Source organism: Selenomonas sp. WCT3 (genome assembly GCA_900100835.1).
Taxonomy (GTDB): domain Bacteria; phylum Bacillota; class Negativicutes; order Selenomonadales; family Selenomonadaceae; genus Selenomonas_A; species Selenomonas_A ruminantium_E.
Genome location: FNCM01000002.1, coordinates 86,904 through 101,124, shown reverse-complemented (window position 1 = coordinate 101,124; position 14,221 = coordinate 86,904). Strand labels below are relative to the sequence as shown.

The 14,221-nt window shown below is 48.3% G+C and carries 14 protein-coding genes; 10 read left to right on the top strand and 4 right to left on the bottom strand.

Annotation, left to right across the window (positions count from 1 at the left end; translation table 11 throughout):
• Nucleotides 1-88: 88 nt before the first annotated feature.
• From BLQ36_RS02205 to nirJ2, 5 genes are all read left to right on the top strand, one after another.
• Nucleotides 89-1,792: an S-layer homology domain-containing protein gene (locus tag BLQ36_RS02205; RefSeq protein ID WP_074513774.1), complete on the top strand. Its 1,704-nt coding sequence runs from the start codon at nt 89-91 to the stop codon at nt 1,790-1,792.
• 19 nt (nt 1,793-1,811) lie between these two features.
• Entirely contained in the window at nt 1,812-3,668 is a 1,857-nt protein-coding gene (locus tag BLQ36_RS02200; RefSeq protein WP_074513773.1) for a glycosyl hydrolase 53 family protein, read from the top strand.
• 223 nt (nt 3,669-3,891) lie between these two features.
• Nucleotides 3,892-4,497, top strand: a complete 606-nt coding sequence (locus BLQ36_RS02195; RefSeq protein WP_033171484.1) for a TetR/AcrR family transcriptional regulator — start codon at nt 3,892-3,894, stop codon at nt 4,495-4,497.
• Nucleotides 4,498-4,537: 40 nt separating this feature from the next.
• Entirely contained in the window at nt 4,538-5,725 is a 1,188-nt protein-coding gene (gene nirJ1 / locus BLQ36_RS02190) for a putative heme d1 biosynthesis radical SAM protein NirJ1 (RefSeq protein WP_033171483.1), read from the top strand.
• 1 nt (nt 5,726) lies between these two features.
• Complete coding sequence (gene nirJ2, locus BLQ36_RS02185) at nt 5,727-6,728, top strand: putative heme d1 biosynthesis radical SAM protein NirJ2 (protein ID WP_074513772.1); 1,002 nt, start codon at nt 5,727-5,729, stop codon at nt 6,726-6,728.
• A gap of 68 nt (nt 6,729-6,796) precedes the next feature.
• On the opposite strand, the gene BLQ36_RS02180 is transcribed toward nirJ2, so the two are convergent.
• From BLQ36_RS02180 to BLQ36_RS02170, 3 genes are all read right to left on the bottom strand, one after another.
• Nucleotides 6,797-7,345: a hypothetical protein gene (locus BLQ36_RS02180; RefSeq protein ID WP_074513771.1), complete on the bottom strand. Its 549-nt coding sequence runs from the start codon at nt 7,343-7,345 to the stop codon at nt 6,797-6,799.
• A 32-nt stretch (nt 7,346-7,377) separates the two neighbouring features.
• A complete protein-coding gene (locus tag BLQ36_RS02175) occupies nt 7,378-7,761 on the bottom strand; it encodes a hypothetical protein (RefSeq protein WP_074513770.1) in 384 nt (127 codons plus the stop codon).
• Nucleotides 7,762-7,922: 161 nt separating this feature from the next.
• Nucleotides 7,923-8,771 (bottom strand): methyl-accepting chemotaxis protein, encoded by an 849-nt coding sequence (locus BLQ36_RS02170; protein WP_074513769.1) that lies wholly within the window; start codon nt 8,769-8,771, stop codon nt 7,923-7,925.
• Nucleotides 8,772-8,966: 195 nt separating this feature from the next.
• Here BLQ36_RS02170 and BLQ36_RS02165 point away from each other — a divergent pair, with 195 nt between their 5' ends.
• From BLQ36_RS02165 to BLQ36_RS02155, 3 genes are all read left to right on the top strand, one after another.
• Nucleotides 8,967-9,773 carry an HAD family hydrolase gene (locus tag BLQ36_RS02165; RefSeq protein WP_074513768.1) on the top strand — a complete coding sequence of 269 codons (807 nt, stop codon included), beginning with the start codon at nt 8,967-8,969 and terminating at the stop codon, nt 9,771-9,773.
• A gap of 79 nt (nt 9,774-9,852) precedes the next feature.
• The gene (locus tag BLQ36_RS02160; RefSeq protein WP_074513767.1) at nt 9,853-10,701 is read left to right on the top strand and encodes a histidinol-phosphatase; all 849 of its coding nucleotides are present in this window, start codon (nt 9,853-9,855) and stop codon (nt 10,699-10,701) included.
• 278 nt (nt 10,702-10,979) lie between these two features.
• Nucleotides 10,980-11,213, top strand: a complete 234-nt coding sequence (locus BLQ36_RS02155; protein WP_033171477.1) for a hypothetical protein — start codon at nt 10,980-10,982, stop codon at nt 11,211-11,213.
• A 60-nt stretch (nt 11,214-11,273) separates the two neighbouring features.
• Here BLQ36_RS02155 and BLQ36_RS02150 read toward each other — a convergent pair whose 3' ends face one another.
• Entirely contained in the window at nt 11,274-11,849 is a 576-nt protein-coding gene (locus BLQ36_RS02150) for a hypothetical protein (RefSeq protein ID WP_074513766.1), read from the bottom strand.
• A 110-nt stretch (nt 11,850-11,959) separates the two neighbouring features.
• On the opposite strand from BLQ36_RS02150, the gene hydF reads away from it, so the two are divergent.
• Complete coding sequence (hydF, locus tag BLQ36_RS02145; protein ID WP_074513765.1) at nt 11,960-13,165, top strand: [FeFe] hydrogenase H-cluster maturation GTPase HydF; 1,206 nt, start codon at nt 11,960-11,962, stop codon at nt 13,163-13,165.
• Nucleotides 13,166-13,242: 77 nt separating this feature from the next.
• Nucleotides 13,243-14,220 carry a hypothetical protein gene (locus BLQ36_RS02140; protein WP_074513764.1) on the top strand — a complete coding sequence of 326 codons (978 nt, stop codon included), beginning with the start codon at nt 13,243-13,245 and terminating at the stop codon, nt 14,218-14,220.
• Nucleotide 14,221 lies beyond the last annotated feature (1 nt).

Genomic DNA, 14,221 nt, shown 5'->3' with positions numbered 1-14,221 from the left:
CTAGGATGCATCAGAGCGAAACTCCACAAAGTGGCTTCGGTGCATCTTTAGAATAAAAGAAGTAAGGTTTTAGGGATTAGGAGGAAAAATGAATAAAAAAGTTCTTACCGCAGCACTGCTCACCACGGTGGCTATGACGTCTTCGGCGACAGGTTATGCCGCTAAGAATCCGTTTAAGGATCTCCCGCAGGATCACTGGGCTTATGATGCCGTGACTATGCTGGCCAAAGATGGTGTTATTGAGGGCGATAATGGTTATTTCCATGGCAATCGTACGTTGAACCGTTATGAGATGGCAGAAATTGTCGCTAAGGCAATGGCGAACTTCGACAAGGCAAAACCAGCGGATAAAGGTGCGATTCGTAAACTTAAACGCGAATTTGCCAGCGAGCTCAGCGACATTGATGACCGGCTGACGGCGGTGGAAGAAGATGTGAATTATCTCAAAAAGACGCAGTCCAGCTTTAAGTGGTATGGCGATGCCCGCATCCGTTTCTTCCAGAACAAGGATAATAAGATGACGCATCCCAATACTTATTGGGGAAATCCGCAGGCGGGCAAAGAAAAGCAGTTCGAGAAACGCTTGCGTCTGGGGATGTATGCGGAACCGGCTAAGAACCTCGTAGTAGATGGCCGTTTGAAATATGAGGATTCGTCCTTTGTCCATAGCGGTGCCCAGTATGATAATACGCCGGCAAATGCGAATCTTAACTCTTGGGACAATAGTGATCGCAACCAGAACTCGGTACGCCTCGATAAACTGAGCCTGAAGTGGAAGAATGCCGGTACGACGCTGGTAGTAGGCCGCAATGAGTTTAACCTTGGCCAGGGCCTCTTGTGGTGGGAGAACTCCATGGACGGTGCCTATGTATCCCATGAGTTCGGCCCGCGGTTTAATCTCATGGCTGGATGGGGCGATATGGCAGCCGAAGGCTGGCATGATGTGAATATGCCGGCATATTTTGCCAATGCCGAGTACAAGGCTAGCAAGGCTACGAAGTTCACGGTGGCAATGCTGCATACGACGGATAAATTGAAGGCACACAGCTCTAGGTTTAATACAAGCTTGGATTATACGTACACGAGAATAGATGAAAACGCGACGGTAAAGGGAACCGATGGTCATGATTATTGGATGGAGGGCAAATCCTGGACGGCAGACGATGGAACGGTAATGGGCTATGGCTGGAGCGAACAGGATAAGCAAAGCATGAATTTTGCTTTGGATACGTCTGATGGGAATTTGAAGGAGAAGCTCAATGGTGCGACGACAACTACGATCTCGAAATGGGATGAAAAAGACTATAAGTTCAATCAGATTGCCATTGGTGTCAATACCCAGCTTTCCAACAAGGTCAACCTCATTGCTGAGGGGGTCCGCAATAATATCACGGGCAACTCGGTGACGGGAGATGCGAGAAATGCCCGTATCAATAAAAATGGTTTCTGGACACGTCTTACCTATGGCAAAATGGATTGGAATAAGCCGGGGTCCTGGAAAGTCTATGCGGATTATGTAGCGCTGGGCAATGCTTCGGTTGATTCAGTATTCTGGGGCCATCACCTTAATTTTGCCGGCGGCAACAGCTCCTTCAAGGGCGGCGATAACCGCTGGGGGAATGGTACCCGCGGTTGGGGGCTTGGTACACAGATTATGCTGGCGTCCAATACCAACTTTGAGCTGGCTTACTATAAACTCAATCCGTATGATAAGCACTGGGGCGATGGGGATTACGGTACTTTTGGCCGTTATGATGATATCCTGCTGGCCGCATTGTCGTATAGCTTCTGATGTTTGGTGAGGTAGGAAAATGAAAAAAACGATGTTGAAATCGCTGATGCTTTCGGCATTGGCTGCGGGCACATTTTGCTTTGGATTTTCCTCGTCGGAGGCTGCTGTGCAGGTCAATCCGATTCCGGGATTGCGTGAGGATTTTATCAAGGGTGCCGATGTATCTATGCTGCCGGAGATGGAATCGCTGGGGGCAAAATTCTACGATACCGATGGTACGGAGATGGATGAGCTTCAGATCATGAAGAATCATGGCGTCAATTGGATTCGCGTTCGCATCTGGAATGATCCCAAACACGGTGTCTTGGGCGGCGGTGGCAATACCGATGAAGCTCGGGCCGTCGAACTCGCGAAGCGTGCAAAGGCGTTAGGGCTCAAGGTCTTGGTGGATTTCCATTACAGCGATGGCTGGGCGGACCCGCTGCAGCAGTATACGCCGAATGCTTGGAAAAAGGATAACAAAGACCAGCTGGTACAGCATGTCTATGAGTACACGCAAAAGGTCGTAAAGAACTTCCAGAGTCAGGGCGCTACGCCGGATATGATTCAGATTGGCAACGAAATCAACAATGGTATGATGTGGCCAATCGGCAAGCTGCCGAGCAATGACAATGGCAAGGCTTTTGCGGAGCTCATGTCCAGCGGCCTCAAGGCGGTTCGCGACATCGATCCTTCGATTAAGCTGATGATCCATCTGCCGGATGGTGCAGATAATGGGATGTATCGCAAGTTCTTCGACCGCCTGGTGAAGGATAATGGCGTCAATGATTTTGACGTTATCGGTTTTTCCTATTACCCGTTCTGGCATGGTTCCCTCGCGGCACTTCAGAAGAATCTTGATGACATGGCCACGCGTTATGGCAAAGACGTAGTAGTGGCGGAGACCGCTTATGGTTTCACTACGGATAACTACGATATGGAAAAAAATCATTATGGCAAGGCTGAGGAACGCCGTTCGAATTTTGCCGCTACCGTACAGGGGCAGGCATCAGGACTGCGTGGCGTCATGAATGATTTAGCAAGCGTTCCAAATGGCCGTGGACTGGGAATGTTCTATTGGGAACCAGACTGGTATGCCGTGCCAGGGGCTGGCTGGAAAGCTGGTGCTGGCAACAACTGGGAAAATCTTGCGATGTTCGATAAGGATGGCAAGGCGCTGGAATCGTGGAATGTCTATCGCGATGTTACGGACTATAGCTTGAAATCTGAGCAAATCAAGGTAAGCGATATTGATTACCTTGATGCACAGGGCAGTGCCGGTATTCCAGTTTCCCTGCCGGAGCAGGTCCTGGTTACTTTTTCGGATGATCATATGGAGACGCTGCCGATTTCATGGGAAAATGCAGCCCCTGTTTTTGACCAAGATGGCGATTACACGGTAACGGGAAAAATCCCAGCAATTGGTCAGTCTGTTGACTGTGATATTGAGATAAAGCCTAAGGCAAATCTCCTGAAAAATGGTGATTTCGAGACGATGTCCTTGGCCGGCTGGACGGTCGAAGGCGATAAATGGACGGTTACGCCGACCAGTGGCAAAGGCGATGCCAAGGGGCAGGGTTCCATGCACTATTGGGGTGGTGGCAATTACCACTTCACCATGAGTCAGGAAGTCACTGGCCTTACTGATGGAAAATACACGGTTCAGGTCAGCTCGCAGGGAAAATATGATGATTCGAAGTTCCAGCTTTTTGTCATTGGTGACAATGGGGAGAAGAAGACAGTGCCAATCACCAATAATGGTTGGAATAAATGGCAGACCGTAAAGATAACGGATGTTGAGATCAAAGGCGGCAAAGCTGTGGTTGGTCTTGAAATGCAGGGCAAGCCAGATAAATGGGGCTCAGCAGATAATTTCAAATTCTATCGTCAGGATTGACCGGTCAATTGACAAGTCAAAAATGACAAGAAAACCGGATTCGTCGTTAGGATGGGTCCGGTTTTTACTATGCAGAAAGAAGGATTTTTGCTAAGATTTCACGAAATATGAATATAGTTCATTTTTATCTTTTCACTACGATAATTTTTCGATATAATAGAATAGGAAAAGATAAATCAAACGATATATCAATACGAAATGCCTTAGGATAGGAGCGAGTGAGATGGAGGAGAAAATGGGGCGTCGGGAACGCAAAAAATTGCAGTCCCGCAAGGCGATACTCGATGCAGCGGTAGAGCAGTTCAGCCAAAAAGGGTTCAAGGAAACCTCGGTGGCAGATATCATGAACGCGGCAGATTTGGGAATCGGAACTTTTTATAATTATTTTCAGTCCAAAGAAGAGATTCTCGTACAATTGATACAGCAGATGGTAACCGAGGTGGCTGAGGCTTTGCGGGAGCTCAAAGCGGCAAATCGTCCAGCCGATGAACTTTTGGAGGCTGGCTGCCGTATTACCGCGTGCTTTTTGGATAAAAACCGTTATGTATTGCCGCTGTTTATTTCGGCAGCAGAGCACTCGGGACTTCCAGAGGGCAGCGATAAGCAGCCCAAAGTAGCATCCCCTGGCTTTAAGGGCCTTTACGAGCGCATCCTGCGGGAAGGACAGGAACGCGGAGAGATTCGTCAGGACGTACCGCCAGAGCTTATTGCGGAGATGTTCCATTCCATTTATCAGGCAGCAGCGCTTAGCAAACTGAATATATCGTTTCAGGAAAATATTGAGATGAAGACGCGGTTGATTCTTGATGGCATTCGGTTGAGAAAATAATTGGATTGTGTGTTTAGATGTTTTAGGAGTGTAGGAAGTAATGATTAGTGTAACGAAGCTGTTATTTGCGCGCGAGTATTTTGGGGACAATTTGCGCTATACCAAGAATGCGCATTCGATGAGAAATGGTGCAGCAGAGGGGATGGGCCCGGTGGTTGTCTGGAACTCCACCAAGACTTGCAACCTCAAATGCATGCATTGCTATATGGGATCGGATGCATCGAAATACCAGAACGAGCTGACAACCGAGGAAGCCAAGAAGTTCATCGATGATTTGGCAGATTTCAAAGTGCCGGTTTTGCTGTTCTCAGGTGGGGAGCCGCTCATCCGGCCAGACTTTTTCGAGCTGGCCGAGTATGCACAGAAAAAGGGCGTCCGTCCGACGCTTTCGACAAACGGTACTTTGATTACGCGGGAAGTGGCTCAGCGTATCAAAGATATTGGCGTGGGCTATGTCGGTATCTCGCTGGACGGCCTGAAAGATGTCAACGATAAATTCCGTGGTGTTGAGGGGGCCTATGAAAAGGCGATGGCAGGCATTAAGAATTGTGTCGCTGTAGGTCAGCGTGTCGGACTTCGTTTCACGATTAATCATCATAACATCCAGGAGCTCGATAATATCTTTGATTTTATCGAACGCGAAAATATTAATCGCGTTTGTTTCTATCATCTGGTTTATTCTGGCCGCGGTGAGCATATGGTGGATCAGGATGTTACGCCGGAAGAATCCCGCCATGCTATGGACATCATCATTCGCCGTACGAAGGATTTTGAAGAGCGGGGCCTCGAAAAAGAAATCTTGACGGTTGATAATCACTGCGATGGCGTCTATATGTACCTCAAGGCATTGGCGGCTGGTGAAGATGAGACTGCGGCACAGATTAAGAAGTACATCGCCATGAATGGCGGCAATCGCTCGGGCATTGCCTTTGGCGAAGTCGATCCGCTAGGCTATGTTCATCCGGACCAGTTCACGCAGCATCATACCTTCGGGAATGTGCGGGAACGCAAATTCGGCGACATCTGGTCGGATGTATCGAACCCGATTATGGCAGGGCTCAAAGACCGCAAGCCACTGCTCAAGGGACGCTGTGCGAAATGTAAATGGCTCGACAACTGCAATGGCAACTTCCGCACCCGGGCCGAAGCGGTCACGGGCGATTTCTGGGAATCGGACCCCTCCTGCTATCTGACCGATGAAGAAATTGGTTTGACGGAGGGCAAATAAGATGAAAATCATATCCTGGAATACGACGAATGCCTGCAATATGTACTGCGCGCATTGCTACCGTGATGCAGGCTGCAAGGCCGAGGAAGAGCTGAACACGGAGGAGGCAAAAAAACTCCTGCGTGAGATAGCCAAGGCAGGCTTTAAAATCATGATTTTTTCGGGCGGCGAGCCACTCACACGTCCGGATATCTTTGAGCTGGTGAAATATGCTGCCGATTTGCATTTGATTCCGGTATTTGGTACCAATGGTACGCTGATTACGCCGGAAGTAGCTGGAAAGCTTAAAGAGGCTGGGGCGAAAGGCATGGGAATTTCGCTCGATTCACTGGATAAGGCAAAGCATGACAAATTCCGCAATTTCCCTGGTGGTTGGGATGGTGCTGTGGCGGGGATGAAGAACTGCCGCGAGGCGGGAATTCCCTTCCAGATTCACATGACTATTATGGACTGGAATCAGGCAGAAGTAGAAGATATGGTGGACTTTGCCGTGGAACTTGGCGCAAAAGCCGTGCATTTCTTCTTCCTCGTGCCTACGGGCAGAGCCAAGACTATCGAGGAAGAATCCCTGCGGGCTGAGCAATATGAAAATGTGCTTACGCGCATTATGAAAAAGCAGCAGGAAGTCGACATCGAACTCAAGCCGACTTGTGCGCCGCAGTTCTTGCGCATTGCCGACCAGCTGGGTTATAAGAGCCGTTTTCATCGCGGCTGTCTGGCAGGCCTGTCCTACTGCATCATCAGTCCGCGGGGCAAGGTACAGCCCTGCGCCTACCTTAATATGGAACTCGGTGATGTCCACGAAACTCCTTTTGATGAAATCTGGGAAAACAGTGAAGTTCTGAAGAAACTCAGAACCTTGGACTATAGTGGTGGCTGTGGTACCTGCAACTACAAAGGTGCCTGTGGCGGCTGCCGCGCCCGTGCTGCCTATTACCACGAGGGTGACTACATGTCCGAAGAACCCTGGTGCCTCTATCACGGTCGTCGTGGGGAGAAATAAGAAAATATAATGATTGCGAAAAAATCCTCGTTGGCTTAGCAGAAGCCAACGAGGATTTTTTGATGGATTCAGATGTTCAAGCGGCGATAAAAATCTTCATCAATAACACGATGATATTGCTGAAGACTAGGGCTGTATCCCATGGTATCGTTGTAAAAACGCATCTTGCAGGCTGAGACAAAAGCTACTTCCGCGGTGTGAGGGATGAATGGGTCTCCATCGGCATAGGAATGGTCACGATTGATATCCCAAAGATACCAATTGCCGTTGCTGTCGTCGTAAGAGGCCATTTTTTTGTTTTCGTAGTTATAAAGATAATAATGGGTGGAAGTATCGCCTACGGTATAGGGGCCTCCGTTATAGGTTCCATATTTCTGCCAGTAGGCTTCGGAGAAGGTAACGTAGACCACATTGATAGCAATCATGTAGGCAGGAGGCTGCGATTCCTTGATAACGGCAGAGTTTCTATCAGCATAACTGGCTACACCTTGATGGGCGGAGACCAGAACATAATTGCCGTTGCCGAGAGTTTCCGGATATAGCGAATCGGCTTGTCCTATTGAACAAGGGATAAATAGCAGCAGGGCGAAAAAACAAGATGTCAGTATTCGCAACATAACGTACCACGCTCCTTAGCGGATTATTTTCGTCAATGTCCTGTTATATGTGCCGACCATACGGTTTGGTAGTGGCTATAAATATTGTGTTCGACGGGTGACCATTGGTCGAGGCCGCTGGCATTTATTTCCCCACTGCGGCCATCAGAACTGCTGAACGTCTCGATGTATCCATTAGGGCCTACGCCGCCGGAAAAAACATAATGGATGTAATTGCGTACTTCGTTATTTCGAACTGATTTTATCGTGACTTCAAAGTTTCGATAGTTTCCAATTTTTATGCTATCCGACATTAGCCAAGCATGGTTGCCATTGGAATATTGCCCCATGTAATAATCGGTGGCATAGACTGGAGAAATGCATATGGTACATAGCATAAGCAGCATACCAGCAATCACGGAACTGATTTTTTTCATACGTACACATCCTTTCTTATAGGTTCGGTATAGAAAAAACGTGAAATATAACGGCAGTTGTATATGTGCAAATTTCTATAAAGAGTGATGGATTCCTGCTGGATAGGGAGAGAAAAAATTGCAAAAAAAGAACTGCCTTGAGGCAGTTCCTTTTGACGTTTTTATTTAAACAGAGCGATGAATTTATTGAGCTGTTCAGCGGCCTGAGTTACTCGTGCCAGATGGGCGGTGATTTCCTCGGTGGAGGCAGCCTGTTCTTCACTGATGGCGCCAGTGGATTCAATCGTGCGGGAGATTTCGTTGACGGCGGCATTCATCTCAGCCAGCGTGGACTGAATCTTTTCCGTAGCTTCACGGGACTGTTCAGCCAGTTTCCGGACTTCTTCGGCAACGACGGCGAAGCCGCGGCCCTGTTCGCCAGCACGAGCGGCCTCGATGGCGGCATTGAGACCAAGCAGGTTGGTCTGACCGGCGATATTGGTAATGAAGTCGATGACTTTCAGCGTGTCGGCATTGCGTTCCTGCAGGAATTTGGCTTGCTCGACAGACTGCTGGCCGGCTTTTGCCAGTTCTCCAGCACTCTGTGCGACCTGCTCAACGGCATCATAGACGGTCTTGGTGGCCGTGGTAATGTCTTCAATGGAACGGACGAGATTCATGTTGCTTTCCATGTCTACGCCCGTGCTGATGGTACCGATGACATTGCCGTTTATGCCATGAATCGGAGAAAAAATCGTCTTGATAGGTACGCCGTAAACACTGGCATCCTGGTCGTCATAGGTAACCCGGTCGTACTTGATGCATTCCTGGATGGTAGGAATGTCTTTGATCGGCATACCGGGGACGATTTTGATGTCGAGTTTCTTGCCTTTTACATAATCAATATATTCCGTGAGATTGGTAAGACCGATGACAACATCTTCGCGGACAATATTATTGATATAAGGGATTACCACTTTAAATGCGTTCAGAATGTCTTCGTCGGATTTGATATTCTCTGGAAAAGCCATGTTTAGTACCTCCTTCATAATACACCTTTTCTCTTCCTATTATTCCTCACGATGCGTTAAGAATCCTTTTTCCTGGAAAAAATTATAAGGAATCGATATTTTTTCATTGGCAAACCTGCGGGAATTACGGTATAATATATGCGTTACGAAATAAGTATATGCTTCGAACGAAATTTTATCAATAGGAGTACCGTTATGATTAAACTGGTTATGTCGGATATGGATGGGACATTGTTGGATGAAAAGGGCGAGCTTCCCAGCGGTTTTGACGATATGGTCAGCCAGTTACGGGAGCGGGGCATTCTGTTTGCACCCTGTTCTGGGCGGCAGTATTTTTCGCTGCTGGACAGTTTTGACAAGTATCGGGATGAGTTCCTGTTTTTGGCGGAAAACGGTACGATGGTGATGTATCAGGGCCGGGAGTTGTTTTCTAGTTCCATGGACCGCGAACTTACTCATCAAGTATTGGCGGCGGCAGGTCAGCAGCCGGCGGTTTATCGGATTTTCTGTGGCAAACGGGATGCCTATGTACTGGAGTCTGAACACGATGCGGTGATTCAGGCAGAATTGGATAAATATTATACCCATTCGGAAGTGGTAGCGGATTATTCCCAAATCGAGGATGAGCCCATCAAAGCGGCTTTCTTTGACCCGACGGGGAATGCGGTGAAGACAATCTACCCGCTGCTGGCACCCTTCCGCAGTCGCTTGCAGGTGGTTCTGTCTAGTGATTATTGGGTGGATGTCATGAATGCGGACATCAACAAGGGAGTGGCGGTTCAGCAGGTGCAGCAGTATTTGCAGATACAGCCGGAGGAATGTGCGGCCTTTGGGGATTACTTAAACGATGCCGAGATGTTAGCAGCAGTAGATTACAGCTTTGCGATGGAAAATGCCCATCCGGACATCAAAAAGCTGGCCCGGTATTCTACGGATAGCAATGCCAGGGCCGGTGTCCTGCGCGGAATCCAAAGACTTATGGATAAGGGCCTTTGTGGTTAATAATGAATGTAAACCTGTAACTTCGGTGGCGGATATGCTACAATGAGGCTGCAGGTTTTTTGTATGAGGAGGAATGATAATGAAAATTGATTACCATATGCATTTCGAAAAGGGTTCCTATGACAAAACTTGGGTTGAGGGATTCTTCCAGGCTGCGAAAGAACGTGGTTTAGCAGAAATTGGTATCTCGGAGCACTCCCATACCTTTCCCGAGTTCAAGGAACTTTATTATGAAGATTTGATTTTGGACGATTCTGCCATGGGAACTTTCCAGCAGCAGTGGTTGAAGTCCAATAAATTTAAATACACGCTGGATGATTATTTCCGCTTTATGGCCGAACTGCAAAAGGAACATACGGTTCGCACGGGTATTGAGGTTTGCAATTTCCAGGACCAGGAGAAAGTGAAGGATATCCTGAAGGACTATGACTTTGATTATGTGATTGGCTCTGTCCATTTCTTGCATGGTTGGGCCTATGATTGTTCCGAAATCATAGCGGAGTGGCAGAAGCATTCTTTGCAGGATATTTATGAATGGTACACGGAGGAGGCCGAGAAGTTGGCGGATTCCGGTCTCTACGATGTGTTGGGGCACCCCTTTAACATCCGTCTGTTCAAGTTCTTGCCGGACTTTGATGTGACCCCTTACTTAGAGCGGGTGGCCAAGGCCATGAAGAAGGCCAATATGATTGTCGATGTCAACACGGGAACTTTCTACCGTTACCCCATTGCTGAGATAACGCCGTATCCGGACTTTATGAAAATCGCGGCTAAATATGATTTGCCCATTATCACGACTTCGGATGCCCACAAGCCGGAAGATTGCGGTGCCTATAATCAGCAGGCGGTGGAGTACGTCAAACAATTTGGTTATACCACTACCCTCCAATTGGTAGGAAAACAACGAAAAGTTATCGACCTTGGCTGATAACATACTATATATTTATACTAATAAAAATATTCGCACAATAATATTGACAGGATGCTCGGAAGCGAGTAAAATATAAATAGAAAAATTGAATAAGTTTTACATATTTGTTACGTGAGGCTTAAGTTTTTTCATGATAATAACGAAATAACTTGTAACAAGACGGCAAAGACAGCGGATTGTACTTGCATGATTGTTAATTGGTTGAAAAGCTGTGGATGGTTATTTCATCAATTTGATCAATTACAGTCAGAGTGTTGATACAAGGAGTGATTATCATGAAAGTACAGATTTATTCCCAGTGGATGGAAGATGTATTTATTCCGGTCCGCGTAAAACAGTTCACGAAGGCAGCTAGACTTATGGGACATACCAATTTCCAGGACTATGCTGAACATCATGACGTGGTCGGCCTCGCTTCGGCAGATCGCAAGTCTGCGGAGTATCTGGCAGTAGCTGAATGGCTTGATAGCCGTGAGAATGATATCAACGTGGCTGTAGGTGTCGCGTAACAAATATGCAAGATGGCGCCCTCGATTATCCTTTGAGCGGCGCCCTTTTAATGTCTTGATTTAGTTCAGTGTTTTTGGTGGCTGAGGAATGGAAATATCCATTTTGACCGCTTGAATAGCACTGGCTTTTTCCCGCATGGCTGCCGAGGTCTTAGCTGCCCAGATTTGCTGGACTTTTTTCCGGTAGGCTTCTGGTGAGATGGGCTTTTGCTGCTGCTTTTGGACATGCTTGCGGATGATGCTCATGAATTTATCATTCAGTTGGATATCGCGCTGTGCCAGCAGAATCTGGAGCGTGGTGTCGACCAGGTAGAGGTGAATGACGGAATCCCGCAGGCTTTTTTCGGTGGGCATGAGCTCATCTTTTATGCCGGAGAGGGAGAAGGGCGCATCGCCCCAGCCCTCTTTGAAGATGCCGTCGATTTGGTAGAGGAAGAAGAGCAGGCCGTCCTGTTCGTAGAGGCCCAGTTCCATTTTACCGGTCCGGAAGGCCTCAATGGCAATGATATCTGTGTGGGACAGCTGGAGGATGAACATGCAGCCGTTGGCGTCTACCTGGAACATGCCGCCGTCCTGCTGAGTCTTGATGGGCAGCGGGAAGGGTTCGCCGACTTGAAAATTCGTATAATCACTCATAATAGGAAACTCCTTTACGGTTTGCAGATTTTCGATAGATATAGTGTATCATATTTGGAATGGAGTATGCTATACTAAACAAAATGGAAGAAAGAGGAGTGTGAAGGACGTTGAGTCTTAATGATACACCGCGGGCGAATCGCCTGCATATTGGACTGTTTGGGCGGCGTAACAGCGGCAAGTCCAGCCTTATCAATGCACTTACGGGACAGGAAATTGCTACGGTATCGGATGTGCCGGGAACTACTACGGATCCCGTATACAAGGCAATGGAACTTCATGGCATCGGGCCGGTGGTATTTATCGATACGGCTGGTTTTGATGATGAAGGCAAACTCGGTGAGCTTCGGGTACAGAAGACGGAGAAAGCTTCGGCGGAAACGGATATTGCCCTAGTGCTTTTCCATGATGCGGATATGATGGAAGAACTGGCGTGGGTAAAGAAGTTCCGCGAGGCAAAGACCCCCGTGGTAGCCGTCATCAGCCAGATTGACACGCTGGCAGATAAGGGACAGGCCTTGGCGGCAAAGGTAAAGGATGAAACCGGGCTGTCGGCGATTTTTGTCAGCTCGGCTGACGGCATTGGCATTGACAAAGTACGGGATGAGTTGATTCGCCAACTGCCTGAGGATTTCGAGGAGCAAAGCATTACTGGAGGCCTTTGTGATGCGGGGGATACGGTACTATTGGTGATGCCCCAGGATATTCAGGCACCGAAGGGGCGGCTTATCTTGCCGCAGGTGCAGACGCTGCGGGAACTTTTGGACCGGAAATGCCATGTGCTCTGCTGTACTACGGATGAATTGGATAGTACCTTGGCGCTTTTAAAGGAGCCGCCACAGCTCATTATCACCGATTCCCAGGTATTCCGTACGGTTTTTGAAAAGAAACCGGTTGGGAGCAGATTGACTTCCTTTTCGGTGCTGTTTGCGGGGTACAAGGGGGATATTGATTATTTCACCAAGTCCGCTAAAAAGCTGGCTGATTTGCCAGCGGATGCCCGCATCTTAATTGCGGAAGCTTGTACGCATCGGCCACTGGCTGAGGATATCGGCCGGGTAAAGCTTCCTCGCCTGCTGAAGAAAAAACTCGGGGAGAACATTGATATCCAAATCGTAGCGGGACGAGATTTTCCCCGGGATTTGACGGGGTATGATTTTGTTATTCACTGCGGTGCCTGCATGTTCAATCGCAAGTACGTGCTCAGCCGGGTGACAGAGTGCCGCCGACAGGGAATTCCCATGAGCAATTACGGGGTTATTATTGCGGAATTGCAGGGGATTTTGGACCAGGTGGAACTGCCCGCAAAGGCGTAGATAGTTGATGTTCGCATCAAAATACGGTAAAATGTAACATATTCTGATGAATTGTTCTCTTGGCAACGAGGTGAATCATGATGAAAAAAGAATTGCGATATTGGTTAGGTATAGGTATGCTGGCCACAGGTCTTGTTGTTATGCCGGCCGCTATAACGGGAGTTCCGGTGGAGGCGGCTGCCGACCAGGCACAGGATACCGACAATGCGGCCGAACAGGATAACTGGTATTGGCTCAGTGCGGATGACCGTTATAGTAAGTTCATCGATTTGCAATCGGTGGTTGCCCAGCCGCGCAAGACGGCCACGGGAGAAAAAGGCTATGAGACAGAGGTTCAGGCATGGACGAAGACTGCCTACAGTTATGGTGGTGCGGAAGATACCCTGCGGGACTACAAGCTGTTGAAGAAGTTCAGCGATCCTAGCAAACTGGCCTTTAGTACGGCGCTTATTTCCATGAACCCGCAGACGCGTCAGTGCTGGTATCTGGAGGAGTATTTCTACGATAAGGCGGGCAATGTATTCTGGTCGGAGAAACGGAACCCTGCCGAGCGCGACAATGACAAAAAGGGTAAGGAAATAAATAGCCAGTCCTTCGACGAGGCCTTCTATACGGCTGCCATTGACCGGGCCTTTAAAGGGGCCGGCGAGACTGCTCGGGCCAAGGCCAAGGACCGCTGGTATGATATTTTTGAAAAGAAGCAGCCAGATGGGGTGCGCTATACGATTTCTGCCGACACTTCGACGATGCGGATGGAAAAAGACAATGTCATTTTTTGGTCCTGGCAGGAAACGAAGGACGTCAACGGGAAAGCCGTAGATGTTAAGCATCAGAAATTGGCAATCAATCTGCCTGAGTCGACCATCAAGGTCATTAGCGGAGATCATTGGACCCCCCAGCGCGGCTGGCAGAGCATGGAGAACGAACTCGATGGCCATTACCGCATGATTTCGGAGAATTCCGCCGAGCATCAGATGGTGGAAAAGCTTCGTGAATACGTGACCGGCCATGATGATTGGGTACATCGCTACGAGCGGAAGTACGACAGGACTTGAT